The following is a 25,893-nucleotide window of genomic DNA, read 5'->3' on the forward strand; positions in this document are numbered from 1 at the left end:
GGAATCGCTAGGATTGAGTTGGGGTGAGAATTCGGGGAGTTTCGGGGAGTGGATTTTGTTTCGGAATTTGGAAAAGTTCTGAAACGTTGAAGGTATTTATTCCGAATGGGGGGCGAAAAATATTCAGAATGGAATTGATTGCGGAATCCATCCCCAATGTAGGGGCGAAAAATTTTTCGCCCTGGCTCAGTGGTTCCGGGTAAAATTGAGAGCGATAATCCAGCGATTTAAATCATGCCTAAGAGTTACGGGCCTGCGCCCAAGTCCCGCGCTTGGGAGTTAATTGAGGCGATTTTGCAGTTTTTGGATGATGGAGTGAAAACGCCGCCGGAACGGACACCGGAACGCCTCAAGGTGGAATGGAAGCGGGGGAATCGGTTACAGGTGACGACGACGCTGGAGGATTTGGCGGTTCTGCTCTATGGGAAGGATTGGCGGCAGCAACCGGACAAGGTGAAGAAGAATCGGCAGAAGGAATTGAGTGAGCGGATTCGGCATTATTTAGGGGAGTTTTTGGAGATTTGCGATCGCCATGGGGGCGGCCCTGGGGTGGCGGATTGGTGCATCACGTTGCAGCTCTGGGGGCAGGATCTGAAAACGAATCAGAAGGGGTTTGACGCGGCATGGCAGGAGAAGGCTCCGCCCAAGTCTCCCAGTCGGGGGCGGCGGACGACGGTGACGGTGGAGACGGAGGAGTTTGAGCCGGAAGCATCGGAGGAGCGGGAGCCGCAGTTGATTTTTAGTGAGGGGTTGCGGGCGGTTCCGGTGTGGGAGGGGCGGGATGAGGTGTTGGCGCGGTTGGCGGCGTTGGTGCAGGGTGAGGGCGGGCCGTCGGTGATGGTGGTGGCGGGCCAGGGGGGGATTGGCAAGACGAGTTTGGCGGTGAAGTTGATTGAGGCGGTGGCGGCTGGGTTTGAGCGGGTGTTGTTTTTCCGCTGTCAGGAAGGGACAACGTTTGATGATCTGGTGGGGTTTCTTTTGGGTCAGGGGTTTGGGGTGGATCTGGCGCAGTTGACGACTCCGGGGTTACAGATTGGGGCGGTGGTGCAGTGTTTGGCGCAGCGGTGTTTGGTGGTGGTGGATAATGTGGAGTCAATTTTGGCGGCGGAGGGTCATCGAGCCGTTTCGGCGGAGTTGGGGCGGTTGTTGAATGCTTGGGTCTATCAGCAGCATGGTTCGCGGGTGGTGCTGACGAGTCGGGAGGTTCCGGCGGATTTGGGGAATTTACGCTATGACGATTGGGAACCTGATCCAGAGTTGGTACAGATTGAGTATTTAGATGGGGTGACTGTTCCCGCAGGGGTGAAAATTCTTCAGGGCTATCAATCGCGGGATAAACTCGCGGATTTGGAATGGATTTCTCAACGGGTTGGCGGCCATGCCCTAATTTTGCAACAACTCGCGGCGATTGGTCGCAAGCAACCTGGTTATTTACGCAAGCATCCCGAAAAAGTGACCCGAAAAATTGAGCCAATTTTAGAAGAACAGTTAAACCGCCAATCCGAAGCGGCGCAGGTTTTGTTACAGAAAATGTGCCTGTTACAGACGGCCACCGATTTACAAGGGCTAACGTTCCTCCGCTTATACTCTGATCAATTATTCCCCGCACTACAGCAAGCCAGTGAACGAAATGAGCGGTTAGCCTTTGCAGATGAAGCACTAGAAGAGACCGAAAAAATCGTAAAAGCACTGGTAGACAGTAGTTTAGTGCAATGTCAGTTTGATGAAGAACGGTGCGAGATGCTGTATAGCTTGCACCAACTGATTGAGGAGTTTTTACAAACGCTACCCGTCCAGTTATGCGACTTTTTCCAACAGGTAGACAGGTTCTACAAGGAAAATCCTGGCAGCAAACGGTTGAAATCCCCAGATGAGACTAATGTTTTTGCTCTTGCTGTGTTGTTCAATCTCAATGTCGGTAATGAACGAGAACTCGCGGCGTTAGCTGAAGAGTTAATGCGTCGCTTGCTTCAATGGGGGCATGGTAGTCAAGTGGAAAGCCAGTTGATGCAAAACCCAGCGATCGCCAATGAAAGCGATGAAGTCGATGCCCTATTGGGTATGGGTATGTTTCATCGTGATTTAGGGAATTGGGATGAGGCTGAACGACTGTTTCAACAAGCTCTAGACATTGCAACCACCAATCATAATTCTGCTGGCATGGCGACCTCTTGGGCAAGTTTAGGATATATCGAGAACGTCCGAGGGAACTGGGATGAGGCCGAACGTCTCTATCGGCAATGTTTAGCCGTGGAAGAGGAATTGGGGGATAAATCCGGCATGGCGACCTCTTGGGCAAGTTTAGGATATATCGAGAACGTCCGAGGGAACTGGGATGAGGCCGAACGTCTCTATCGGCAATGTTTAGCCGTGGAAGAGGAATTGGGGGATAAATCCGGCATGGCGACCTCTTGGGCAAGTTTAGGATATATCGAGAACGTCCGAGGGAACTGGGATGAGGCCGAACGTCTCTATCGGCAATCTTTAGCTCTGCGAGAGGAATTGGGGGATAAATCCGGGATGGCTACCTCTTGGGGGGTGTTAGGAGACATCGAGCGCAACCGAGGGAACTGGGATGAGGCCGAACGTCTCTATCGGCAATGTTTAGCCGTGGAAGAGGAATTGGGGGATAAATCCGGGATGGCTACCTCTTGGGGGCTGTTAGGAGACATCGAGCGCAAGCGAGGGAACTGGGATGAGGCCGAACGTCTCTTTCGGCAATCTTTAGCTCTGCGAGAGGAATTGGGGGATAAATCCGGGATGGCTACCTCTTGGGGGCAGTTAGGAGACATCGAGCGCAACCGAGGGAACTGGGATGAGGCCGAACGTCTCTTTCGGCAATGTTTAGCCGTGGAAGAGGAATTGGGGGATAAATCCGGGATGGCTTCCTCTTGGGGGGTGTTAGGAGACATCGAGCGCAAGCGAGGGAACTGGGATGAGGCCGAACGTCTCTTTCGGCAATCTTTAGCCCTGCGAGAGGAATTGGGGGATAAATCCGGGATGGCGACCTCTTGGGGGTGTTTGGGTGAAACTGAATTAGGACGTGGGAACTTAGACCAAGCGGAAACCTTATTGTTAGAAGCTCTTGAAAAAATGCAAGAACTGGGGATGACTTGGCATATTGCCGAAACTAACTTTGATTTAGCCCTTCTCTACCGCCAACGCAACGACCCCGATCGCGCCCAACAGCATTACGCGATCGCCCACCAACTCTATACCCAACTCGGAGCCGCCAAAGACCTCGAACGCATCCAACAAGAATGGTAAAACCCCACCTAACCCCCAAAAACCCCTTTCCCCTCGTTTCCCCTCGTTACTTGGCTCTGCCAAGTAACGCCCTCCCGGAGGCTCTGCCTCCACCAAGCGGCAGAGCCGCCCAATGGCCATGCCATGGCAGAGCCATGGCACGAGCTAACCCAATTGATCAAGAACTGATTCATAGTAAATCAGAAATTCAATTTACTAAGATTGCAGAAGCTGCCGAATACCGTAAAACCCTCGCCAAAGAAAGCGATCGCCAAGAGTAGTTAAGCGATACACCCAGAAACCTGGTTGAGTCAATTGGCTCATTTTTTGCCCAGATCATCCCAAAAACCCAGTTTCTTTCTCCAAATCTGGCAAAACCTTACCTAACCCAACATCCCCCCATGAACCAAAAACTAATTCAATCCCTAGCCCAAATCATCCTTTCTTTATCCGATGAAGAACGGCAATCCCTAGATCATGAAATTAGCAAATATTCCGTCAGCCAAGAAATTGCTGAAATAGAACAAAAATTACAGGAATTTGAACAAAAATATCACATGAAGTCAGAGCATTTTTTCCAACAGTTTCAATCAGGAGAACTAGAAGATTCAGTCGATTTTTTTGAATGGAACACTTACTACGAAATGCTCTCCAATGCAAAAATAAAAGTCTCCTAAAAATTCATGAATTTAGCGCAATATATGACAAAAATCAAAAACAAACTCTCCGCCAGCAAAATTATTGCTACAATTGAAATTGTTGATGAACGAACCTTACGTGATCGCGGCTATTTTCGCGCACGCTTAATTCTCACAAATAGCGACTTCCTAGAAATCGCTGAATCTTTCACCCTTGAAAACAATCAACCTTCAACCTTAGATTATCGTTATCAGTGGATGGATTCATCAAAACAAATACTGAGAAAACGATGGGATAGCGTTAAACACTTTCCCGATTTACCAAATTTTCCCCATCATATTCATATTCATTCAGAAAACAACGTCAAACCTGGAAAATCTCGCAATATTTTAGAATTTATCGATTTTATGGAATCTGAACTGCATTAAGCAAATCGAGTTTAAAAACTAGAAACCGGGTTGCGTTAATTAACTCGTTTTCTGCCCAAATTTCCCCAAAAACTCGGTTTCTTAACCCTCGGTGCGGGGGAGATCAAACCGCTTCAGAGCCGCGATCGCATCGAGCCGTACCTTCACATCCATATCTCCCATTAACCGCACCCAAGAATCGATCACCACCGGGTCTAACTGCTCCCAAACCCAAGTTAAAACCCGCAGATGAAATTGTGAAAGCTGTCAGGGAAGATCAAGCACTAATTCATAGTAAATCAGAAATTCAATTTACTAAAATTGCAGAAGCCGCCGAATACCGCAAAACCCTCGCCAAGGGAAGCGATCGCCAAGAGTATTTCAAACAACCCAATTTTCTTTCTGAAAATAACTGTTATGACATTATCTGACCTTCTACCATCCGTTCGTCAACTCTCAATCATCGAGAAGCTAAAACTAATTCGGATTCTAGCCGAGGATCTAGAAGCCGCAGAGGATATCTCGCCCTTGGAACCCTTCAAAGTTTATGATTTACCAACCCCCTACAACAGCTTCGGGGCTGGTGCTGCACTCATGCAAGCCGTAGATTCAGCCGATATAGATAACCACGCGACATGATTGCTTTATATTATGGATAGATTTGTCGATCTACTGAAATTACGCCAGGTGATGTCACCCTGTCACCAAGCATAATCTGAAATTGACCATTACCATAAGTTTGATCACCCCAATCTTTAATCATTTGTTGTTGTTCAGAATTCAAAGAACTCCACGATGAAGTCAAGATAAAGAGAGTAGGCTTTTGTCCCCATTGATCTATTTTTGGGCGGTAGCCAGAACTTTGACCTAAACTATCAAACAATGAATTAGCCTCGGTATTAATACGATTGAGTTCAGCTTGTTCAGCCGCCTGTTGTTGAACAATTTCTCGATCCTCTGCATACTGAATGATTGAACCCAACCCATACAGGAATAGAATTACACCGATAACAAGCCCACGCTCCAACCAACTACGACGCTTCCACCATTCAACGACACTTGATAAGTTCATGGTTTTACATTGATAACTAGACTATGCTCAATATAGTAAGGTAATCGGCATTTAAATTGCACCCTAGTTTTTCTAAGCCCCTTTGTACAAGGGTTTCAGCGCAACTGGCACAATGTAGTTTGAATGCCGATCAGCTTAGCACTGAAAAGATCCAAAGACACTACCATTTTGCCATGCCACGAGCTAACAAAAAACTTACCCATCAAAACAAATTAACGCCCTCCCGGAGGCTCTGCCTCCACTAGGCGGCAGAGCCGCCCAATGGCCATGCCATGGCAGAGCCATGGCACGAACTAACCCAATTGATCAAGAACTGATTCATAGTAAATCAGAAATTCAATTTACTAAGATTGCAGAAGCCGCCGAATACCGCAAAACCCTCGCCAAGGAAAGCGATCGCGCCCAACACCACTACACCACCGCCCACCAACTCTATACCCAACTCGGAGCCGCCAAAGACCTCGAACACATCCAACAAGAATGGCAAAACCCCACCTAACTACCTATCGCCCATAACAACAGCATGAGGTCAATAAAAATGCAACAAACAATCAAAGCAATCCATGAAAACGGCATCCTCCGCCCACTTCAAAGCTTAGACTTATCCGAAGGGCAAGAAGTCGAGCTAGTGATTACATCACCCGATCAAATCGATCCCCGCCAAATGCTTCAACTAGCATCCGCAGTCTATCAAGAATTTTCCCCAGAACAAATTGACGACATTGAAAAAATTGCTCTAGATCGTCAAAACTTTTTTAAAGAATCAGTGAATTCATGACAACTTCTCCCGTACTCTTGGATACAGATATCTTGTCATCTTGTCATCTTGTCATCTTGTCATCTTGTATCTTGTTGGGTGCATCTCAATTTGGCGAATAGTTGATATGTACTTACCTAGTTTTGGGCATCAGCGGTTAAGCTACCTCCCATAGCTACTCCCTCATTCAGATGACTCCAGAACAAAAGCGCCAACTCAAAGCCCACACCGATGCCATCGCTGCTATCCTGCTCGCTGATGCCAAGGCCAAATGCCCCGAACGCCTAGAAACCCTCGAAGGCATCGAACTGACCGTCCGCCAGCAGATTCAAGAACACGTCAGTCCTCAAGTCGGTATTTTTTTATCGTCGATGGCAGCGGCACCACCGCCGGAAAATCTCGCACCTTAACCAGCATCCTAGGGGATTTGGTTTTGACGGCAAATCAAGCGAGCTACTACCAAGTCAAAGCCTACAGCCGTTGGAGTCCTGGCTTTGAGCGCTGTTGCCTGCTCCTTAGTGGTGCTCAGTCTTACCAACGCGCCGCAGCAGATGTCGAGATCTTGACTGGACTGAAGATGTCTCGCAGCACCCATCAACGCCTAGTTCAGCGTCAAGATTTCCCTGACCTTGAGGTGAGTGAACCCAGTGAACCGGTCGAAGAGATGAGCCTTGATGGGGGGCAAGGTTCGCTTGCGCACCCCCGAAGGAGAAGCCAGTGAATGGCGGGATTACAAAGCTGTGAATCTCCATGGGCATGGGGTTGCCGCCTTCTTCGGGCAGAATGAGGATTTAGTGGCTTGGCTCAAGACTCAACTCATGGCAAGCCTAGTGGTTTGCCTGGGCGATGGTCATCCTGGGATTTGGAATCTATTTGCCCAAATTGGAGCGCAGCAGAACCGACTGGAAATTCTCGACTGGTATCACTTGATGGAGAACTTAGAGAAGGTTGGGGGTTCAGCGGCTCGTTTATCCCGAGTCAGAGGCCATTTATGGCGAGGAGATGTTGAGCAGGCGTTGGCTGAGTTTGATGATTGGCAGCATCCACGAGTGGATAATTTCAGGGTCTATCTCAAGCGTCATTGCCACCGGATCGTCAATTACGACTACTACCAGTGCGAGGGGATCTCCATCGGGTCTGGGGCGGTTGAATCCACGGTGAAGCAGTTCTCAGGACGGTTGAAGCTGCCGGGAGCGCAATGGAAGCGGGAGAATGTGCCCCAGGTGTTGAAGCACCGCAGTGCCTATCTCAATGGAGAGTTCTCTAGGATGCCGTGGCTGGCATGAGTATATCTACTCATCGCCAAATTGAGATGCACCCCATCTTGTTATCTTGTCTGCAATTATGCGTCAGGATGCTGCTGTTCTTCTCAACGCAGAAGAGTATTTAATCAATCACCAAAAATTCACATTTTCGATGATTACTCGCTACGAAATTCTGCGCGGACTCAAGGCTAAAAATGCAACAAAACAACTCATCGCATTTGATCTATTTTGTCGAGTGAATATTGTTTTACCCCTGACAGATTCAGATCATTGTCAAAGCGTCTGATATTTATGCAGTCTTGAGAAAGCGCGGTGAAATCATCGGAGATGCAGATATTTTGATTGCATCTACTGCATTGGTAAATCAGCTAACAGTTGTAACCAATAATTATCATCATTTTCAACGTATCCCAGAACTCAAAATTCACAACTGGCGACAGAATTAGCCCCTCTTTCCCCTGCCACTCAAACTCGCCCTGGGAGAGATTTCAAGCCGGTAAGTCATGCTTGGCCCGTAACTGTGCAAACGCCTCATCGAGGGGAACACCCTGATTGACTGACAAAAGATCATGTTTGAATCCCGAAACCCCTTACCAGGAAAGGGGTTTAGCGTTAGAGAATTGGATGCCCCTGATCTTGAGCCATCTCGGTGTTGAGTACAGATCGGCAAAAGCCTTACCAGTCCTTGGTTATGCTTGCTTGCTAGGGTGATCGCTGAAACACCCAGGGGGTAAGGATTTCCAAAGTTTTGTCAGTCAATCAGGGGAACACCTTGCCCCTGCTCAAACTCCGCGACACTCTGGCGAATTCCTGCGACCGACTCCAACAGGGCCACACGGTCAAGCAACTGTTGATAACTTTCGGCATCTTGAACGACCACCGCCGCCTTTCCATTGACCGTCAATACCATCGGCGCTTGTGTCTCTTTTAAGGTTGCTAAAAATGCCTTGGCTCCACGCTGAAAGTCTGAGAGCGGATGGATGTGCCGAAGATTAACAGTCATGGCTCGGTTGAGTGAAAAACAGGATAATTCATGTTAATTAACTGTAAATCATTTGTCAAAAGCTACCCCCACCCTCCCAAACGCCGATAAGACGCGATCGCGCCCCTCGCCACCGTCGCCGCGCAAATACGCCATAATAGAAGGCTGATTATTGTGTTGAATTCGGATCGGCAAATGCCATGAATAAGGTCGTAGTGGGACTTTCGGGGGGCGTTGACAGTTCTGTAACTGCGGCGTTGCTCCATCACCAAGGGTATGAGGTGATTGGGTTGACCCTCTGGCTGATGAAAGGGAAGGGGCAATGCTGTTCCGATGGGATGGTAGATGCAGCCGCGCTCTGCGAGCAATTGGGCATTCCCTACCATGTGGTGGACAGTCGGGAGGTGTTTGAAGCCGAGATTGTGAACTATTTAGTGTCGGGGTATGAAGCGGGGATTACGCCGCTGCCCTGTTCCCAATGTAATCGGGCGGTGAAATTTGGCCCGATGGTGAATTATGCCCAGCAGGAATGGGGGTGCGATCGCATCGCCACCGGCCACTATGCTCGGATTCAATACGATGCGGGGAGCGATCGCTACCAACTGCGCCGCGCCGTCGATCTCAATAAAGATCAATCCTACTTCCTCTACGACCTCAGCCAGGAAATGCTCGCCCATACAATCTTTCCCCTCGGTGAAGTCACCAAAGAGGAAACCCGCCGCCTCGCCGCCCAATACAACCTCCACACCGCCGCCAAACCCGAAAGCCAAGACCTTTGTTTGATCGAGGCCCACGGTTCCATGCAAACCTTCTTGGATCAATATATCGGCCACAGCGAGGGCGACATTGTCACCCCCGACGGCACTGTGCTGGGCAAACATACCGGCATCCATCACTACACCATCGGCCAACGGAAAGGCCTCGGCATCGCCGCCCCCCATCCCCTCTATGTGATGAAACTCGATCCGGTCCGCAATCAGGTGATCGTCGGTAGCCGCGAAGAAGCCACCCGCCCCACCTGCACCGTGAGCCACGTCAATTGGGTATCCATTGCGCCCCCCACCGCCCCGATTCGCTGCCTCGGTCGGGTGCGCTATCGATCGCCCGCTGTGCCCGTGACGGCGATCCCCTTAGAGAGCGATCGCCTCAAACTCGTCTTTGATGACCCCCAATTCAGCATCACCCCCGGCCAGGCGGCTGTGCTGTATGATGACGACCTCGTTTTAGGGGGCGGGATTATTGAGCGATTTATGGAAGATAGTGCGGTAACGGGGTGAAGTGCGATCGCGCATCCCGATGCCCACAAAAATGAGGAATAACATTACAAAATATTAACGATTCACAACGAACGTCAACACAATGCCGCAAAATAAATCCGGAAGGTTGCTGGTGAACTGATTCACAGCATCTCAACCGAATATATCAAGCCGGTTTTAATCGAACCTGGTTAATTTTTTGTTGGAGGAATCCAAAGAATGAGTATCGTCACGAAATCCATCGTGAATGCTGATGCAGAAGCTCGCTACCTCAGCCCCGGTGAGTTAGGCCGCATCAAAGCATTCGTCACCAGTGGTGAAGCCCGTCTGCGCATTGCTCAGACCTTATCTGAATCTCGCGAACGCATCGTTAAAGAAGCAGGCGACAAACTGTTCCAACAACGCCCTGACGTGGTTTCCCCCGGTGGAAATGCTTACGGCGAAGAAATGACCGCCACCTGCCTGCGGGACTTGGACTACTACCTCCGCCTCGTGACCTACGGAGTTGTTGCTGGCGATACCACCCCGATCGAAGAAATCGGTTTGGTTGGTGCTCTTGAAATGTACAAATCCTTGGGCACTCCCGTTGCAGCCGTTGCCTTGGGCATCACCAAGATGAAGGAAGTTGCTTCTGGAATGATGTCTGCGGACGATGCTGCTGAAGCTTCGGCCTACTTCGACTACGTTGTCGGTGCAATGCAATAGAACGATGACCGGCTAGCGAGCGAGGCTCTCTAGTTTCATCTATCTATTTCATTGAAAGACTCTTAACTTAATCGATCCAGACTTAGGAAACAAACGATGCAAGACGCAATTACTTCTGTTATCAATTCTGCTGACGTTCAAGGTAAGTACCTTGACGGCTCCGCAATGGACAAGCTCAAAGGCTACTTCGCGAGTGGTCAACTCCGGGTTCGCGCCGCTGGCGTAATCAGCGCCAACGCTGCTGGGATCGTCAAAGAAGCTGTGGCTAAGTCCCTGCTGTACTCTGACATCACCCGTCCCGGCGGCAACATGTACACCACCCGTCGTTATGCTGCTTGCATTCGCGACTTGGACTACTACCTCCGCTATTCCACCTACGCGATGTTGGCTGGCGATCCTTCCATCCTCGATGAGCGCGTGCTCAACGGTTTGAAAGAAACCTACAACTCCTTGGGCGTTCCCGTGGGTGCAACGGTGCAAGCCATCCAAGCCATGAAAGAAGTGACCGCTAGCTTAGTCGGCGCTGACGCTGGCAAAGAAATGGGCGTGTACTTCGACTACATCTGCTCTGGCTTAAGCTAATTCACCGCGTCCGAACGCAAGGTTCGGATCATTGAGTTCGAGAGCTTAGTGAGCGAGTGCTAGGGTGAAAAGCTTGTCTATCTGGCTCAGGATGAGTTTTAACGATCTAGTATTGGCTGACGACCTCTCGAACTTTGGTGTATCAACACTGCACTTCACCCCTTTAATACGGAAAATTTGACCTATGCGTATGTTTCGAGTGACGGCTTGTGTTCCAAGCCAAACCCGCATCCGGACTCAAAGAGAATTACAGAATACATACTTTACTAAGCTGGTTCCCTATGACAACTGGTTCCGCGAGCAACAGCGGATCATGAAAATGGGCGGCAAAATTGTCAAGGTTGAATTGGCAACGGGCAAGCAAGGCACCAACACTGGTTTGAAATAACTGAATTGGGAATGGACAATTTAATTCCCGATTATAGGACGACCATCAGAATTGATGGTCGTTTTAGCTTGGCAAGATTGGTGGGGTACGGGCGGGGCGATCGCATCCAATTCTCGCCCACTAACGGCTCAAAAATAAATATCTGCTCACATCTGCCGCGCTTCACCCCCAAGAGAAATGATAGAATGGTCAATCTCTGTTGCAGTTGATCATTCATTACCTTTTCGATAAATTCATGACCATTACCCAAGACCGAAAACAGCAACTCATCGTCGAATACCAAGCCCACGAAACCGACACCGGCTGCTCTGATATTCAAATCGCGGTGATGACGGAACGGATTAATAATCTCACCACCCATCTCAAAACCAACAAGAAAGACCACTCCTCCCGTCGGGGTCTACTGAAGCTGATTGGTAAACGTCGCCGCCTCCTCAACTACATCCAATCCCACGACTATGCCCACTACCAAGAATTGATTGGTCGTCTCGGTATCCGTCGTTAACCCTCATTGCAGCAGCCTAATGTCTGAAGATTCTCAACGTAAGACCCTCCCGTTTGAGCCTCGTCGCAAGCGAAACAAGGCCGCGAAACCTGCCGCCCCCGTGGTCACGCCCGAAAGTCGCCAAGCGGCTTCACTCTCGGCTATTCCCGATGTGGTGAGCCGCCGGATGATTCGGCGCATGGCATTGTTTTGTGGCGTGCCTTCGGGGTTGGGGGTGGCCAGCTTTTTTATTTTTTACTGGGTGGTGAGCCATGATTGGTTTGATATCCCACCCTATGCCGTCTTTGCGGCAACCTTGGGGCTGTTTGGCTTGGGGGTCGTTGGGTTGAGTTATGGCATTCTGTCAACTTCGTGGGATGAAAACCGTGTGGGTGGCTGGTTGGGTTGGCAAGAGTTCACCCTGAATGCAAAACGGTTATTTGAGGCCTGGCGTGAGGCACGTCGCAGTACCCGGTCTGCCAAAAATCCAGACCCCTCTTGATGGGTCTAGCTCGCAATAACTGAGGGACTGAGGGGGGGGAGGGATTGCGATCGCCCCCCAATCTCCACAGAGCCACCCGCAGCGGTAATTCTGTAAAGACTTGAAAAGTCCGCCCGCTCCTGAAATGAAAATGGCACAATGGGCGGTAGAAAACCTATTTATTCTTGAACTCCTAAAGATTGGAAGGACTCTTAAATGATTGTTGTTATGCGCATCGGTTCACCGGAAGAAGAAGTGAATCGTCTCTGTGAAGGATTTGAAGAGTGGGGCTTGACTCCCGAAAAAATCGTCGGTAAGCACAAAGTCGTCATTGGCCTCGTCGGTGACACAGCGGATCTTGATGAACAGCAGATTCGAGAACGCAGCCACTGGATTGAAACGGTGCTGCGCGTTGAACGTCCTTACAAGCGAGCCAGCCGCGAATTCCGCCATGGTGAAGCCAGCGAAGTCTGGGTCAACACCCCTGACGGCAAAGTCGCGATCGGTGAGCATCATCCGGTGGTGGTGGTGGCGGGGCCCTGCTCCGTCGAAAATGAAGAGATGATCATCGCGACGGCGAAAGCGGTGAAGGCTTCCGGTGCTAAATTTCTGCGCGGCGGTGCCTACAAACCCCGCACTTCCCCCTATGCTTTCCAAGGTCACGGCGAAAGTGCCCTCGGCCTCTTAGCCGCTGCCCGTGAAGCCTCTGGTTTAGGGATTATTACGGAAGTGATGGATACGGCGGATGTGGAAAAAGTGAGTGAAGTGGCGGATGTGGTGCAAGTGGGCGCTCGCAATATGCAAAACTTCTCGCTCCTCAAGAAAGTCGGCGCTCAAGATAAGCCTGTTCTGCTGAAGCGTGGCATGTCCTCCACCATTGATGAATGGTTGATGGCGGCGGAATATGTGTTGGCGGCGGGAAATCCGAATGTGATTCTCTGTGAACGGGGTCTACGGACGTTTGACCGCTCCTACACGCGCAACACGTTGGATATTGCGGTGGTGCCAGTGCTGCGATCGCTCACCCACCTGCCGATCATGCTTGACCCCAGCCACGGCACGGGCAGTTCTGCCTATGTTCCGGCGATGGCGAAAGCCTGTATTGCAGCGGGAACCGATTCCCTGATGATCGAAGTTCACCCCAATCCGGCGAAAGCCCTCTCCGATGGGCCGCAATCCCTCACCCCTGAACGGTTTGCCGCCCTGATGCAAGAGCTATCCGTGATCGGTAATGCAGTGCAACGTTGGTCTGTACCAGAAGCAGCCCTAGTGTAAGCGTTAACAAAGTCCCCACAAAGCCCCCGCATTTTTAAATGTGGGGGTTTTGCTTTTGTTTTGCTTTTGTTTAGGTTTGTTTAGGCTTGATTCGTCAGAATGCAGGCAGATTGAGGGGGAAGGGTAATTTGATCCTCAGTTTGGGGCGCACCATAGACCACAGGCCAATTTTGCATTGCGGTGGGGCGTGGCATGGCGATCGCCTCCCGTCCCACATTTACCGCGATCAAGAGTTGAGCGGGGCCAAGACTGCGGGTAAAGGCGTAGAGGGAGCCGTTAGCCTCGACGACACGATAGTCTCCGGTGCGAAGGGCGGGGAAGCGATCGCGCAGGGCAATCAACCCTTGATGCTGGGCGAGTAATTCCTGATTCCACTCGGACTCTGGCGGAAAAACGCGCCGACAATCGGGGTCCATCGCTCCACTCAAGCCCACCTCATTGCCGTAGTAAATACAGGGTGCGCCGGGAAAGGTCAACATCAACAGCGTCGCTAACTGGAACGCCTGGGCATCTTCCCCCAACACTGTCAGGGCGCGGGGCGTGTCGTGGCTATCGAGTAAATTAAGCTGGGTGAGTTGAATTTCCCAGGGATAGATCGCGATCAGGGCCGCCATTTTGGCGGCGTATTGGGCGGCATCAATGGGCGGATACACGTCATAGTCCGGCAGTTCCACAACGGCGGGGTCAATGCGATCGCCCCCCACAAAGGCCAACGTCGGCCCCGTAAATAAATAATTCATCACCCCATCAAACTGCGTCCCATCCAACCACTGCCGGGAATCTCGCCACACCTCCCCAACAATATAAGCCTCTGGATTAATCGCCTTGACCCGCTGGCGAAACTCCTGCCAAAACCCCGGTGTTGTCACTTCAAACGGCACATCCAACCGCCAGCCATCAATCCCTTGGCGCAACCAATATTCCCCCACCCGCATGATGTATTCCCGCACATCGGGGTTATCGTGGTTGAACTGGGGCAGGGCACGATTGCCCACCCAGCTTGCATAGTTGGCCGGATAGTTGCCATCGTAGGCAGACAGGGGCCATTTTTTGACCTTAAACCAGTCGAGCCAGGGAGAATGGGGGCCGTTTTCTAAAATGTCGTTGAAATAGAAAAAACCGCGACTGGCATGATTAAACACGCCATCCAAGACGAGTTTGATCCCGCGTGCTTGGGTTTCTTTCCGCAACGCTCGAAAGGCGGCATCCCCGCCCAGGAGGGGGTCAACCTGATAGTAATCATGGGTGTGGTAGCGGTGGTTACAGGCGGACTGAAAAATCGGGGTGAAGTAGAGGGCGGTGATCCCCAAGTCCTGGAGATAGTCGAGCTTTTCTAAAACACCCCACAGATCGCCCCCTTTATAGCCCTGATCAGTGGGTGGACTTTGCCAGAATTCGAGAGCGCCGCGCCAAGACGATTGATGAGGGTGTTGGCCTTGGGCGAAGCGATCGGGAAAAATTTGGTAGAAAACAGCGTGTTTAACCCAGTCAGGGGTGTGAATCGCGATCGTCATAGAACTGATGATAAAATCCTCGGCTTGACTAGGCCAATCTTAGGGGGTATCCGCCGTCTGCCCAAATTTTGCCGTGGAAATCCCCGAAGAATCGTGACGCGATCGCCCCCTAGACCCTCAAAAAAGAGAGGCTTGAGCAACAAACCCCTCTTTTTCCAGCCCACATCGAGCCATGACCGGGTGGTGAATTCAGTCCACCGTTAGCGATTGATTTCTGCAAAGATAGCAGCGAGAATTTCGCCCGCACCCTGTTCTTTGAGCATGGCTGCAAGATTTGCCCCCAGTTGCTCCGCTTGCTCCACAGGACCGCTGATCGTGTTTTTGATCAACTGTTGACCGTCTAAACTCGCCACCATACCGACGAGGGTGAGGGTATCGCCTTCAATGCGGCTATTCACCCCAATGGGCACTTGGCAACCGCCTTCGAGTTCCCGCAATAGGGATCGTTCCGCGAGGGTGCAGGCTTTACTGGGGGCGTGTTCGAGGGCGGCGAGAATATCGAGGATTTCTTGATCACCATCACGACATTCAATGCCTAACGCACCTTGGCCGACGGCATGGAGGGAAATTTCACCGGGAATGACTTGATGGATGCGATCGCTCATCTCCAACCGCTCCAACCCCGCCACCGCCAAAATAATCGCGTCATATTCCCCATTATCGAGTTTCTGTAAACGAGTATTAAGATTGCCGCGAATATCCTTGAATTCCAAATGGGGGAAATGGTGGCGCAACTGTGCCAAACGCCGCAGCGATGACGTGCCAATCACCGTACCTGGGGGCAACGTGGCCAGTTGCTTATCCTGATGCTGGGCATGAACCACCAGCGCATCCGCCGGCTCAACCCGTTCTGTCACACAGCCCAACATCAACCCATCGGGCAAGCGGGTCGGTAAATCTTTGAGGGAATGCACCGCAAAATCAGCGGTATTGTTGAGCAAGCCGACTTCGAGTTCCTTGGTAAACAGACCCTTATCCCCAATTTTGGAAAGCGCCACATCGAGAATCTTATCCCCTTGAGTACTCATGGTTTCGACTTCAAAGGTGATGTGGGGAAAATGCTGTTCAAGTTGTGCTTTAACCCAATAGGTTTGCACCAATGCCAATTGGCTTTTCCGTGAGGCGAGGCGCACAGTGCGGGTGGGGGTTGAGACGGATGCGGTCATAGACTGTCAGCGTGAATGCGTAAATTGCAGTTGAATATTTGAGTTGCCTAACCTAGAGTATCGCAGGGATTACCCCCGCTGAAAATAGATTCAGAAAATTCCGGGGCATGGAATTTGAAAGAACAAGGAAAGGAGGGTAGAGCGTGTTGAGAAATTATCATGTCCAGATCAGCAGCCCCTCGCCCCGTGGGAGAGGGGTTTAGGGTGAGGGTCCTGAGTGAAAAAGCTGTAACCGTTGCGATCGCCCAACATTCATCGTTCTTTTTGAATAAAAGTTACGAAAAACAAAGGAATGTAAACAGAGGCACTCATTCTGTAACGTTGTCAACGAGTCATGATGATTTTAGACGGCAACAGATGCAAAATTTCCTATCATAAAAAGGGATAAATACAGCAGCATTGGCAATTTCCGATCCGCTTCGCGATCGCATCAATAGGGGCATAGTTATTCCCCTGCATCCCTATTGATGCATTCTCGCACGGCTTGTCCTGTGTTTTTGATCGGTAACCCTTGGGCTTGGTCATGTATTCATCCGTTCAGGAGGATGGATTGTTGCGATCGCACCCTATAAATGCCTCACACCCATCCACATTTGTTGATCACCCGAATCTCAGGAGCAATACTGAACGATGCACCAATTTTCTGCCTTTTGCCTCGGCCTATTGAGCGTAGCCACTGCCTCACTGCTGGGATCTGCGGCTCAAGCACAATCCGTATTTCCCACCATGGAGCCCACCAATTTGCACATCTTTGAAGGGGTTGGGTACGGCAACGACACCGCAGAGACCAATTGGGTGAACGTCCTCGAACCGGAACAAATGGGTAACCTCCAATGTATCGCCGTGGGCAACACCAACCAAGTGCGCTGCTACGGCGAACAAGACTACAACTTGACCATCCTGCCCGCCACCGCGACAATGCCGGGCATTAGTGAATTCAAAATTGACGACAAAGACGTTCATTTCCGGTTTGGGCATTCTGACCGCATTGGCGCTATGCTCCGCACCCATCCCTCAGAATCCAACACCAGTGCCATCTTAGAACTCGGCATTCAACTCGATTGAATCGTCCACACCGCAGCTTGAGCGAAAATGAGATCTCACGTTTAGATCTCATTTCCGTTCGTAATCGTGCTATGATCAGCAATGCGATATTCGGCGGCATAGCCAAGTGGTAAGGCAGAGGTCTGCAAAATCTTTATCCCCGGTTCGAATCCGGGTGCCGCCTTTTCATCATGCTTAGACAGTCACCAAAACCATCCCATCGCAACAAGAATGTTCTATAATTGTTGCCTTTGGATGTTGGTTGTTTCCAATGGATTACATTTAATGTCTGCATTATTTGTTCAGGATAAATTTAGTCAAAAAACAGACTACACTGGACTGTCTAGGCATATTTCGGATTGGCATTGCGGGAGATTGAACACCCATGAAACACACATTATCTGTCTTGGTCGAAGATGAGGCCGGAGTCCTGACCCGAATCGCAGGACTCTTTGCCCGACGGGGCTTCAATATTGAGAGCTTGGCGGTGGGCCCGGCTGAACAACTGGGCATTTCTCGGATCACCATGGTTGTACCCGGTGATGATCAAATTATTGAGCAACTCACGAAACAACTTTACAAATTAATTAACGTTTTAAAAGTTCAAGACATTACCCAAACGCCCTGTGTCGAACGGGAATTAATGTTGGTTAAGGTGAATGCTTCGGCCTCCAATCGGGCGGAAGTGATTGAACTCACTCAGGTTTTCCGGGCGCGAATTGTGGATATTTCCGATGAGACCCTCACGATTGAAGTGGTGGGCGATCCCGGTAAGCTGGTGGCGTTGATTCAAATGTTGAATAAGTTCGGCTTGCGGGAAGTGTCCCGGACGGGCAAAATTGCCCTCACCCGTGAATCTGGGGTGAATACGGAATATTTGAAGTTGCTCGAAGCCAAAGTTTAGGGGACTTCGCAGCGGATGTTCCGCCACTATCCGTATCGATCGGCGCTGCATGGGGACTGTCCCAGTTTGGCCGCGAACCATTGGCAACAGTGGGCTGCTGCCGCTGATTGTACTGTTCGATCAGGTTTGGGGAATTGTGATGCTGCGGTTTGTGATTCCTGGGGGCAAGGGTTAAAGCAACCATTTTGGCGAGGTGAGCAGAACGAGTTCCGCGTTGCCGATGGGGTTGCCGGTGGGGTTGAGGCGAAGGCCAATGATGCCGGCTTTTTTGACGGTGAGGCGATCGCTACTCTTTCCCCAGACCAGTTGCTCGGCCCATTGCCCCAGATCCGGTTGATGGCCGACGAGGGCGATCGCATTCAACGATTGCACCGTATACCAATTGACCCACAGATTAAGATCCCCCTCCGGTGCTAACGGGGGAAACAGATCAACACTGGGGGCCAGTCCTGCCTGTTGGAAAATCTCCGCCGTTTGATGGGCCCGCACCAACGGACTAGAGAGAAGCACATCCACGGTGATGCCCAACTGGACGAGTCGTTGGGCGACTTGTTGGGTTTTTTTGCGTCCCTTCTCCGTGAGGGGACGTTCGGCATCCTGAGAATAACGGGCGCGATCGGCGGCTATCCCATGACGAATCAGGTAAAGACGCATTTAACTCCGTTTGATGGACACCGGCAGCGGTTCCGATGCCCAAGCGGGATCGATGGCTTCCGGTGTAGGCAAGGTGACATAAAAATACAACAATCGCGTTAGGAAGGGCGACAGTTCCACGGTCGGAACAAAGGTGCGAATCCCACTGCGAAAGGTGGGGTTGCGTTTAGGGTTGGGAAGGTCGAGGGTGGGACGGGGTTTCACCGTTTGGGGTTGGCTCAGGAGGAGCAGGTTAGCCGTGGGGGGCATGGCGCGATCGCTGTCCTCACCTTCCCCATCGGATGAGGGCGCAACCTGAGACGGGGTGAGGGCTTCGGATTCCGTGGCTGCTTCTAGATCAACTACCGTTAGGCTCTCCGTTGTACTCTCAGTATCCTGCACTGCGTCGGGGTTAGACTCTAAATCAGGGGTTAACTCGAACTCAGCCCCTAACGGAATATCAGCCTCTACCTGAATGGTTGATTCATCCATTAACCCGTGTTCAAGGTCTTCTAATTCAAGGTCTGATGGTTCGGTGCACTCAGGTTCAGCACCCAGCGCGGCTGTTGAGTCTTGCCCATGGTCTAACCCAGCCCCCCATGGATTCCCGTCTCCGTTAACAGCCTCGCAGTCAATAGCGCGATCCGCTTCACCCATAAGGGCTTCACCAGAGGGATCAACGTCTTCTGGACGATCGGCGATCGCTGCGATCGCGCCCTCATTCAGGTCTGCGGGTTCCATTTCTGAGGATTCGCTCGTCTCATCGACCGCAGTGGGGGAGACTTGGGGCGGGGCCGTAACATCAAGATAGGCAAACGATCGCAATCGAGCGATCATCCCTTCACCATTGGCAGTCCCTGGGCCAATCTGGGCTAACTGTCGCCACCGTTGTACCCCAGGGGTGACGGGGGGAAGGGATACCGGGGGGGCGGATGGTGTGGTCGTAAACACGGGTAACTCGGCCGCCGCTGGTTCATTCACCGCTGCATCCGATTCAACACTGCTAATGTTCATGTACCATTCCGGCAATTTGCGGCAAATAATCCGCTCAAAATCCCCGGTGAAATGAGGAGAGGGCCGCCCCCGCTTTTGCCAAAGACTGAGAATATGCTCTACAGAAACGGCTTTATACCGTCCTTGGTAGAGGGCTTCGATAATCGCGGTGCGAATCCAATCCGCTTCGTAAGCATCAAGCCAATGGCCCATCCGTTCCGCCGTCGTGTGGGGTTTGGTGTCAAACCCATAGTGACTCAGCAGCATGATGGCTTGCGCGATGAGTGTCCGTCTGGCAGAACCGGGAATTGTCATGGGTGTCAAAGGGAGGCTAGGCGAGCAATCAAAACGAGGAAGTTGTTTCTTCTCTTCATGTTATACGGTATCTTCAAGTTTCTAAAGTGACACTCCCCGCAAAGACAGCGACGGGGATTCTTGGTTCATCGACCGGACTTAACCGAGCCGGATTGCTCCAACCCCGCCAGAGGTCTAATCTCCCCAAGCGGATAACTTCCCCTGTGCCCCACGGTAGTTAGTCCTAGGCACAGGATACCAACCCGCTTCACTATCGACTCAACCTGATACCGATCCCAGACTAACCCTTTTACGAATGTAAAGCGTAAAGCCCCCGTTTTCCAAACGGGGGATATAAGCGAAGGGCTGAATTTATTCAGCCGTGATACCGAGGTATCATAGCAACCATGAAAACGCTCAAGTTCAAGCTCTACCAGCATAAGCGGAATAGATACCTCAAGCGGACAATCAATGCCGCAGGGCGTATCTACAACCATTGTGTTGCCCTCCACAAACGGTACTACCGAATGTGGGGCAAGCACTTGAACTGCGCCCGACTGCAAAAACACATCGCCAAGCTTCGGAAACGGAACCCCTGGTGGTTGCAGGTGGGTTCTCAAGCCGTACAGGATATCTGCCAACGAATTGAGAAAGCGTATCAACTGTTCTTCAAACACAACAAAAAAGGCGTTCGCCTGCCAAACTTTAAGAAGACCCGAAAGTACAAATCCTTCACCCTCAAGCAAGCTGGGTACAAATTCCTCGGTGGCAACCGGGTCAGGATTGGGAACAAAGTCTATCAATATTGGAACTCTCGCCCCATTGAGGGCAAGGTCAAGACCGTGACGATTAAACGAACTCCCTTGGGAGAACTGTTCATGATTGTCACGGTAGATACCCTGTCAGAACCCCAAGTCAAAACCGAGACAGGTAACATTGCTGGTTTTGATTTTGGACTTAAGACGTTTCTGACCTGTTCTGAGGGATTCAAGATTGATGCCCCCTTGTTCTTCAAGCAGTCACTTAACTCGGTTCGCAAAGCGAGTCGAGAGTTGTCCCGTAAGCAAAAGGGTTCAGCGAATCGAGAACGTGCCCGATTGAACTTAGCCCGCAAGCATGAAGATATTGCCCATCGACGGCGGGACTGGTTTTGGAAGTTAGCCCATCAACTGACGAATCAGTTTGATGTGCTGTGTTTTGAAACCTTGAACCTCAAGGCGATGCAGCGGCTTTGGGGGCGTAAGGTGAGTGATTTGGCGTTTCGGGAGTTTCTGCAAATCCTGGAGTGGGTGGCGACGAAGAAGGGGAAGCGGGTGGTCTATGTTGACCGCTGGTTCCCTTCGAGCAAGACCTGTTCAAGTTGTGGTCATATTTTGGAGCATCTGGATTTAGAGACTCGCCATTGGCGGTGTCCCAGTTGCTCGACAGAGAATGACCGGGATGAGAATGCGGCGATGAATATTAAAGTGGCTGGGGCTTCAGCCATTGGGTTAGGTGATGTCAGACAGGCGTTGCCTGCTATTGCTGTTTGATCCCAGAATCCCCCGTTTTCTAAACGGGGGAGTAAGTCAACGTAAAGTAAAGCTTGTTCAGAAATCACCATGTCCAGATTAGCAGCCCCTCGCCCACGGGGCCTACTGCTTATGTATCACTCAGGTTGCGAGTCTGGAGCGAGTATGAGTGAGCCAGAGGCTCACACGACCTGCCTGGAATCCTCTGGAGTGCGAGCTTCTAGCTCGCTGTCCTGACGGAGAGAGGGATCAAGCGCAGGCTAGGTCAACCTGGGAAAGTTGTGTATCAGCAGTAGCCCCGTGGGAGAGGGGTTTGGAGTGAGGGTGATCAGTGAACACGCTGTCACGAGACAAAAATCATGATTCTTGCAGACCAAAACTGATCTGCTCCGATTCATAGTCCGGCGGTTCGATGTGAATCAACACCCGCACCGGGCCAAACCGTTCATCTAGAGCCTGTTCCACCGCTTCGGTAATCTCGTGGGCTGTTTCCACATCCTGAGCCTCAACAATCATGTGCATTTCGATAAAAACCTGCCGCCCCAACAAACCCCGTGAGGCAATGTCATGACAGTTCACCACCCCCGGCACCGTCATGGTGACTTGATAAATCGCTTCTGGTGCGATCGCAATCTCATCCACTAACCACGGCAAATTATCCCGCAGCACCTCCCAACCACTGCGAAACACCAACAACGCCACCGGAAACGCCAGCACAATATCCAACCACAGCAACTGCGGCAGATCCCACACTCGACTCTGCCACAGCCCAATCATCCCCGCCAGCACCACGATCGTCACCCACACATCACTCATCGTATGCTTCGCATCGGCAATCAACAGCGGGCTATCCAACCGCAGCCCCACCCGCCGTTCATAGAACGCCACAAAAATATTAATCCCCAACACCAGCAGTAATAACCACAACTCCCCCCCCGACACATTCACCGGACTCGCCCCCAGCCAAAGCCGCGTCACCGCCGAGCGCAGGATTTCAAAACAGGTAATGCCCAAAAATGCGGCAATTCCCAGCGCCCCCACCGCCTCAAATTTTTGATGACCATAGGGATGTTCGCGATCCGGGTGTGGGGAAGACCAGCGATTCGCCACAAGACCCAACACATTGTTGGCGCTGTCCGTCACACTGTGGAGCGCATCGGCTTGTAAACTCAACGACCCAGTCCAAAACCCCAGTCCGGCTTTAATCGCCATGACCAGGAGGTTAAAACCGAGGGTGAGGATCAACACGTAACGAACTTGATCCCGTGGGGATTGCATTACCATGATAAATATTCTGATCCGAAGCCAGTTTGTTGAAAATTGTCGCAGACTTCTGGGTCGATTTGCCCAGTGGGTGGATTCTGTGATTTACAGACGGACGTGATTCATGTTGTAATTTCCCTAACTTGAGCGACACCGTTTGCCGTCCCATCGAGTTTCTCGACTGCTATCTTTGATCGCTACTTTATTGGTTTCCAATGCCCCAACTGAAAATTAATTTACTCGAAGGCTCTGTTTCGTTCACTTGCCCGCCGGAAACGGTGCAGGCAATTCAAGAGGCGATCGCCTCCCTCATGCAAGATCTCAGAGCCAGTACTGTCAACAGCAGTAGCCCAGGGAAGCGTCCCAAGTCCAAACCCCCCCTCGACTATTGCCACACAGGAGAGGTCTTTCTCGAACTGTTTTGCAATCCCAATATCTACCCCAGTCCGTTTGCTGCCAAGGTTTTAGTGACCCTCCGTGATGATCGTATCCGTCTGAGTTCAGAGGCAGAACTGACACGCCTGATTGAGGATCTGAATCAATATTGTGAGCAACTCGAAGCCTAGAATCCGATCAAGGCTAGGGCGAAGATGAGAAGAAGTCACGCCGGCGCTTTGATGGCAGCCGTGTGACTTCTCCAAGGGGGGATAATTGAGTCCAGCTTGGTTGGTACTGGGTTGGGCTTAATAACTCTTCGCTGGCATGGTGTTGCGATCGCTAGACAGGGTCTGTCGGAGAATAATCGGCATCCGTTCAGAACCCAGATTAGACCGGGAGCTTAATCGTTGTCCCAAGATTGTGCGCCGATCAAGTCCACGATGCGATCGCGCAGCAAATATTCACACTTCGCCAACTCGCATTCCACATACACCCATTCGCGGGCAGGAATATGTTGGCACAGCACATAAATAGGTTGTTGGCGGCTCACCAAGCCCCGTTCGACCAATTGACGAGCTTCGTCTTGCAGCATTGAAACCGAATAGTGGAGCCCAGCATCATACTCTGCATCTGGAGTGGGAGCCGTTAATGTATTTACACTCATAATTCACCTTTAATAAGCCTTAGCGGTGGTATATCTAGAGCTAATTGGGTGGTGTAGTACGGAAAATTTTAGGTTTCCTACCCAGAGAAGCATCCTCATTCAGTATAGAGAGTTACAGATTAATTGCCCAGCTAGATAAGAATTCTAAAACACTGCTTCAATTTCAGTTATCTGTGTTACGAAAAACCCACAAAACACCGAAACCGAAGCACCATCAACCCAATTGCCCCATTAACGTGGATTTTGACAGCAGCAAGATCCTAACGGGATGATCAACGCCGATTCCCGCTTTGATTTTTGCTCTATTTTGCAGCCGACAGCAGTTTTGCAGGTTGATTATTCAAGGTGGAGAGGAAAAAGGGTTGAATTATAGATTAAGAGAGATTATATAAATTCATCTCCAATGCCCTGAATCATTGAACGGGTTTGATTTTGAGACGGAAAGAGGGTCTCAAGCACCATATGCTGTGCGCTTGGCATCTGACCGTAGGTAAATGCCCAAGGAAATTGGGGTGGACAGTCTTTCATCAGCCATTGGGCCAGATAAGGACTACCGTAAAGGATCGCGGCCCCGATCTTTTGGTCTCTTAATAAACCCTTAAGTTGTGTTTGAATGGCGGGGGCAAGGCTAGCGGTGCCGCGAAAGGGATTCCCCCGGATGAAGAGTTGGAGCAGGCTGGGGGTGTGGAGGGTGTCCCAGGGAAATTCGAGGAGTTGTTCGGGTTCGAGGCAGCGGAGTTGGTAGCCGTGGTGCTGGGGCAGGGCGATCGCCGGGGCGGTGCGACTGAGGAAGTCGCAGGTGAACAGGGAATGGGCGACGACAAAATTGATCGGTTGAGCGGCGGGTTCGGGGGCTTGGTATGCGTCGAGGGCGTGGGTGTGGAGGGAGTGGTGGAGGATGGTGTGGACGGTGGTTTGGGCGTGGGGACTGGCGAGGGTGGTGAGGCGATCGCTGATCATCCCGGTGGGTGGGGGGGCGAGTTTGGCTTTGGCGGCGGCGATGCGATCGGCGGTGGCGGCGATCTGAGCGGCGGGAATGCGTCCGGTTTCAACAGCGGCAGCGATGGCGAGGATTGCGGCTTCGGGGTCGGCGGGCATCAGGATAATATCGGCTCCGGCGGCCACGGCTTGCACGGCCACTTCTGCCGGGCTGGCCCAATTGGCCACGCCGCCCATCACCAACGCATCGGTGACGATTAAGCCTTCAAAACCCAAGGTTTGCCGCAGTTGGCCGGTGAGGATCGGGGCGGAGAGGGTGGCGGGGGCGGTGTCGTCCCAGGCGGGGATCAGGAGATGGCCGGACATGACACTATCGACTCCGGCGGCGATCGCCGCTTGGAAGGGGGGAAGTTCGACCTGCTGGAGGCGATCGCGATCGTGGGTCAGGCTGGGGAGGTGGAGGTGGGAATCCGTTTGGGTATCGCCATGGCCGGGAAAATGTTTGGCACTGGTGAGGACGGGGTATTGATGGCAGCCTTGGATGAAGGCAGCGGCTAAACGCCCGACGGTGGCGGGATCTTCGCCGAAGGCCCGCACGTTAATCACGGGATTGTTGGGATTGTTGTTCACATCCACCACCGGGGCTAAAATCCAGTTCACCCCGATGCTGAGGGCTTCGGCGGCGGTGATCGCGCCCATCTGGGTGGCCAATGGGTCAGCCTGGGCGGGGTCGGCGATCGCACTCAAGGCCATGGGCGGTGGGAACCAAGTCGCGCCCGCAAACCGTTGCCCCACCCCTTCTTCAATGTCGGCGGCAATCAGTAGCGGTGTGTCGGCCCAGGCTTGCAATTGCTCGGTACGAACGGCCACTTCCGTCACCGTTCCCCCCAGGAGAATCACGCCGCCGATCTGCCAATCGGTAATCCAGTGATGAAGTTGGGCGGCGGTGGCTTCCCATTGGGGGTAGGGGATTTGGTGGTCGAGGAGATGCCCCGATGCCCGGACGACGATCATTTGGCCAATTTGCGATCGCAAGCGTTCCCCATCCATC

General features: G+C 51.6%; 29 protein-coding genes, 1 tRNA gene and 1 pseudogene. 22 read left to right on the top strand and 9 right to left on the bottom strand.

Going from position 1 to position 25,893, the window contains the following annotated elements:
- Nucleotides 1–234 precede the first annotated feature (234 nt).
- The 6 genes from SPI6313_RS24805 to SPI6313_RS25160 all read left to right on the top strand — a co-directional run bounded on the left by SPI6313_RS24805 (nt 235) and on the right by SPI6313_RS25160 (nt 4,931).
- The gene (locus tag SPI6313_RS24805) at nt 235–3,267 is read left to right on the top strand and encodes a tetratricopeptide repeat protein (RefSeq protein WP_072621853.1); all 3,033 of its coding nucleotides are present in this window, start codon (nt 235–237) and stop codon (nt 3,265–3,267) included.
- 134 nt (nt 3,268–3,401) lie between these two features.
- A complete protein-coding gene (locus SPI6313_RS24810; protein WP_281248419.1) occupies nt 3,402–3,527 on the top strand; it encodes a hypothetical protein in 126 nt (41 codons plus the stop codon).
- A 120-nt stretch (nt 3,528–3,647) separates the two neighbouring features.
- On the top strand, nt 3,648–3,923 hold the full coding sequence (locus SPI6313_RS15720) for a hypothetical protein (protein WP_072621854.1): 276 nt from the start codon (nt 3,648–3,650) through the stop codon (nt 3,921–3,923).
- 6 nt (nt 3,924–3,929) lie between these two features.
- Nucleotides 3,930–4,313: a toxin-antitoxin system TumE family protein gene (locus tag SPI6313_RS15725; protein ID WP_072621855.1), complete on the top strand. Its 384-nt coding sequence runs from the start codon at nt 3,930–3,932 to the stop codon at nt 4,311–4,313.
- Between the two features lie 236 nt (nt 4,314–4,549).
- Nucleotides 4,550–4,723 carry a hypothetical protein gene (locus SPI6313_RS23645; RefSeq protein ID WP_175551161.1) on the top strand — a complete coding sequence of 58 codons (174 nt, stop codon included), beginning with the start codon at nt 4,550–4,552 and terminating at the stop codon, nt 4,721–4,723.
- The gene (locus SPI6313_RS25160) at nt 4,710–4,931 is read left to right on the top strand and encodes a hypothetical protein (RefSeq protein WP_072621856.1); all 222 of its coding nucleotides are present in this window, start codon (nt 4,710–4,712) and stop codon (nt 4,929–4,931) included. The genes SPI6313_RS23645 and SPI6313_RS25160 overlap by 14 nt, the downstream gene beginning before the upstream one ends.
- Nucleotides 4,932–4,941: 10 nt before the next feature.
- Here the strand turns inward: SPI6313_RS25160 and SPI6313_RS15735 are convergent, their stop codons facing one another.
- Entirely contained in the window at nt 4,942–5,364 is a 423-nt protein-coding gene (locus SPI6313_RS15735) for a hypothetical protein (protein ID WP_072621857.1), read from the bottom strand.
- Nucleotides 5,365–5,647: 283 nt separating this feature from the next.
- On the opposite strand from SPI6313_RS15735, the gene SPI6313_RS15740 reads away from it, so the two are divergent.
- The 4 genes and pseudogenes from SPI6313_RS15740 to SPI6313_RS24060 all read left to right on the top strand — a co-directional run bounded on the left by SPI6313_RS15740 (nt 5,648) and on the right by SPI6313_RS24060 (nt 7,672).
- A complete protein-coding gene (locus SPI6313_RS15740) occupies nt 5,648–5,863 on the top strand; it encodes a hypothetical protein (RefSeq protein WP_072621858.1) in 216 nt (71 codons plus the stop codon).
- A 39-nt stretch (nt 5,864–5,902) separates the two neighbouring features.
- The gene (locus SPI6313_RS15745) at nt 5,903–6,142 is read left to right on the top strand and encodes an antitoxin family protein (RefSeq protein ID WP_072621859.1); all 240 of its coding nucleotides are present in this window, start codon (nt 5,903–5,905) and stop codon (nt 6,140–6,142) included.
- Between the two features lie 170 nt (nt 6,143–6,312).
- Nucleotides 6,313–7,407, top strand: a pseudogene (locus SPI6313_RS15755) (ISKra4 family transposase).
- Between the two features lie 46 nt (nt 7,408–7,453).
- The gene (locus SPI6313_RS24060; protein ID WP_217650630.1) at nt 7,454–7,672 is read left to right on the top strand and encodes a PIN domain-containing protein; all 219 of its coding nucleotides are present in this window, start codon (nt 7,454–7,456) and stop codon (nt 7,670–7,672) included.
- 465 nt (nt 7,673–8,137) lie between these two features.
- Here SPI6313_RS24060 and SPI6313_RS15765 read toward each other — a convergent pair whose 3' ends face one another.
- A complete protein-coding gene (locus SPI6313_RS15765) occupies nt 8,138–8,389 on the bottom strand; it encodes a type II toxin-antitoxin system Phd/YefM family antitoxin (protein WP_072621861.1) in 252 nt (83 codons plus the stop codon).
- 179 nt (nt 8,390–8,568) lie between these two features.
- Here SPI6313_RS15765 and mnmA point away from each other — a divergent pair, with 179 nt between their 5' ends.
- The 7 genes from mnmA to aroF all read left to right on the top strand — a co-directional run bounded on the left by mnmA (nt 8,569) and on the right by aroF (nt 13,539).
- Nucleotides 8,569–9,645 (top strand): tRNA 2-thiouridine(34) synthase MnmA, encoded by a 1,077-nt coding sequence (gene mnmA, locus SPI6313_RS15770; RefSeq protein WP_072621862.1) that lies wholly within the window; start codon nt 8,569–8,571, stop codon nt 9,643–9,645.
- Nucleotides 9,646–9,843: 198 nt separating this feature from the next.
- Complete coding sequence (locus tag SPI6313_RS15775; protein ID WP_072621863.1) at nt 9,844–10,329, top strand: allophycocyanin subunit alpha; 486 nt, start codon at nt 9,844–9,846, stop codon at nt 10,327–10,329.
- A 96-nt stretch (nt 10,330–10,425) separates the two neighbouring features.
- Nucleotides 10,426–10,911 (top strand): allophycocyanin subunit beta, encoded by a 486-nt coding sequence (gene apcB, locus SPI6313_RS15780; RefSeq protein ID WP_072621864.1) that lies wholly within the window; start codon nt 10,426–10,428, stop codon nt 10,909–10,911.
- A gap of 184 nt (nt 10,912–11,095) precedes the next feature.
- Nucleotides 11,096–11,299, top strand: coding sequence for a phycobilisome linker polypeptide (locus SPI6313_RS15785; protein WP_072621865.1), 204 nt, complete (start codon nt 11,096–11,098; stop codon nt 11,297–11,299).
- A 235-nt stretch (nt 11,300–11,534) separates the two neighbouring features.
- Nucleotides 11,535–11,804: a 30S ribosomal protein S15 gene (gene rpsO / locus SPI6313_RS15790; RefSeq protein WP_072623178.1), complete on the top strand. Its 270-nt coding sequence runs from the start codon at nt 11,535–11,537 to the stop codon at nt 11,802–11,804.
- A gap of 19 nt (nt 11,805–11,823) precedes the next feature.
- Nucleotides 11,824–12,285 carry a PAM68 family protein gene (locus SPI6313_RS15795; RefSeq protein WP_072621866.1) on the top strand — a complete coding sequence of 154 codons (462 nt, stop codon included), beginning with the start codon at nt 11,824–11,826 and terminating at the stop codon, nt 12,283–12,285.
- 195 nt (nt 12,286–12,480) lie between these two features.
- Nucleotides 12,481–13,539, top strand: coding sequence for a 3-deoxy-7-phosphoheptulonate synthase (gene aroF / locus SPI6313_RS15800; RefSeq protein ID WP_072621867.1), 1,059 nt, complete (start codon nt 12,481–12,483; stop codon nt 13,537–13,539).
- Between the two features lie 80 nt (nt 13,540–13,619).
- Here the strand turns inward: aroF and SPI6313_RS15805 are convergent, their stop codons facing one another.
- Both SPI6313_RS15805 and hemC read right to left on the bottom strand, forming a co-directional pair.
- A complete protein-coding gene (locus tag SPI6313_RS15805) occupies nt 13,620–15,047 on the bottom strand; it encodes an alpha-amylase family glycosyl hydrolase (RefSeq protein ID WP_072623179.1) in 1,428 nt (475 codons plus the stop codon).
- A gap of 206 nt (nt 15,048–15,253) precedes the next feature.
- A complete protein-coding gene (hemC, locus tag SPI6313_RS15810) occupies nt 15,254–16,219 on the bottom strand; it encodes a hydroxymethylbilane synthase (RefSeq protein WP_072621868.1) in 966 nt (321 codons plus the stop codon).
- A 726-nt stretch (nt 16,220–16,945) separates the two neighbouring features.
- Between hemC and SPI6313_RS15815 the strand changes: the two genes are divergently transcribed.
- The 3 genes from SPI6313_RS15815 to ilvN all read left to right on the top strand — a co-directional run bounded on the left by SPI6313_RS15815 (nt 16,946) and on the right by ilvN (nt 18,167).
- The gene (locus SPI6313_RS15815; protein ID WP_175551162.1) at nt 16,946–17,284 is read left to right on the top strand and encodes a hypothetical protein; all 339 of its coding nucleotides are present in this window, start codon (nt 16,946–16,948) and stop codon (nt 17,282–17,284) included.
- Between the two features lie 92 nt (nt 17,285–17,376).
- A tRNA-Cys gene (locus SPI6313_RS15820) sits at nt 17,377–17,447 on the top strand.
- 201 nt (nt 17,448–17,648) lie between these two features.
- Complete coding sequence (gene ilvN, locus SPI6313_RS15825; RefSeq protein WP_072621870.1) at nt 17,649–18,167, top strand: acetolactate synthase small subunit; 519 nt, start codon at nt 17,649–17,651, stop codon at nt 18,165–18,167.
- Nucleotides 18,168–18,338: 171 nt separating this feature from the next.
- Here the strand turns inward: ilvN and sixA are convergent, their stop codons facing one another.
- Nucleotides 18,339–18,821 carry a phosphohistidine phosphatase SixA gene (gene sixA / locus SPI6313_RS15830; protein ID WP_072621871.1) on the bottom strand — a complete coding sequence of 161 codons (483 nt, stop codon included), beginning with the start codon at nt 18,819–18,821 and terminating at the stop codon, nt 18,339–18,341.
- On the bottom strand, nt 18,822–20,060 hold the full coding sequence (locus SPI6313_RS15835) for a hypothetical protein (protein WP_072621872.1): 1,239 nt from the start codon (nt 20,058–20,060) through the stop codon (nt 18,822–18,824). It lies immediately after the preceding gene.
- A 434-nt stretch (nt 20,061–20,494) separates the two neighbouring features.
- Between SPI6313_RS15835 and SPI6313_RS15840 the strand changes: the two genes are divergently transcribed.
- Nucleotides 20,495–21,619 (top strand): RNA-guided endonuclease InsQ/TnpB family protein, encoded by a 1,125-nt coding sequence (locus SPI6313_RS15840; protein WP_072621873.1) that lies wholly within the window; start codon nt 20,495–20,497, stop codon nt 21,617–21,619.
- Nucleotides 21,620–21,955: 336 nt separating this feature from the next.
- On the opposite strand, the gene cdf31 is transcribed toward SPI6313_RS15840, so the two are convergent.
- Nucleotides 21,956–22,882 carry a CDF family zinc efflux transporter Cdf31 gene (gene cdf31, locus SPI6313_RS15845; RefSeq protein WP_072621874.1) on the bottom strand — a complete coding sequence of 309 codons (927 nt, stop codon included), beginning with the start codon at nt 22,880–22,882 and terminating at the stop codon, nt 21,956–21,958.
- A 194-nt stretch (nt 22,883–23,076) separates the two neighbouring features.
- Here cdf31 and SPI6313_RS15850 point away from each other — a divergent pair, with 194 nt between their 5' ends.
- Nucleotides 23,077–23,427 (top strand): hypothetical protein, encoded by a 351-nt coding sequence (locus tag SPI6313_RS15850; protein WP_072621875.1) that lies wholly within the window; start codon nt 23,077–23,079, stop codon nt 23,425–23,427.
- 212 nt (nt 23,428–23,639) lie between these two features.
- Here the strand turns inward: SPI6313_RS15850 and SPI6313_RS15855 are convergent, their stop codons facing one another.
- Nucleotides 23,640–23,903, bottom strand: coding sequence for a DUF4327 family protein (locus SPI6313_RS15855; protein ID WP_072621876.1), 264 nt, complete (start codon nt 23,901–23,903; stop codon nt 23,640–23,642).
- Between the two features lie 384 nt (nt 23,904–24,287).
- Entirely contained in the window at nt 24,288–25,892 is a 1,605-nt protein-coding gene (locus tag SPI6313_RS15860; protein ID WP_072621877.1) for a glycoside hydrolase family 3 N-terminal domain-containing protein, read from the bottom strand.
- Nucleotide 25,893 lies beyond the last annotated feature (1 nt).

The sequence above is a fragment of the Spirulina major PCC 6313 genome (assembly GCF_001890765.1).
In the GTDB taxonomy this organism is placed as follows: Bacteria; Cyanobacteriota; Cyanobacteriia; order Cyanobacteriales; family Spirulinaceae; genus Spirulina; species Spirulina major.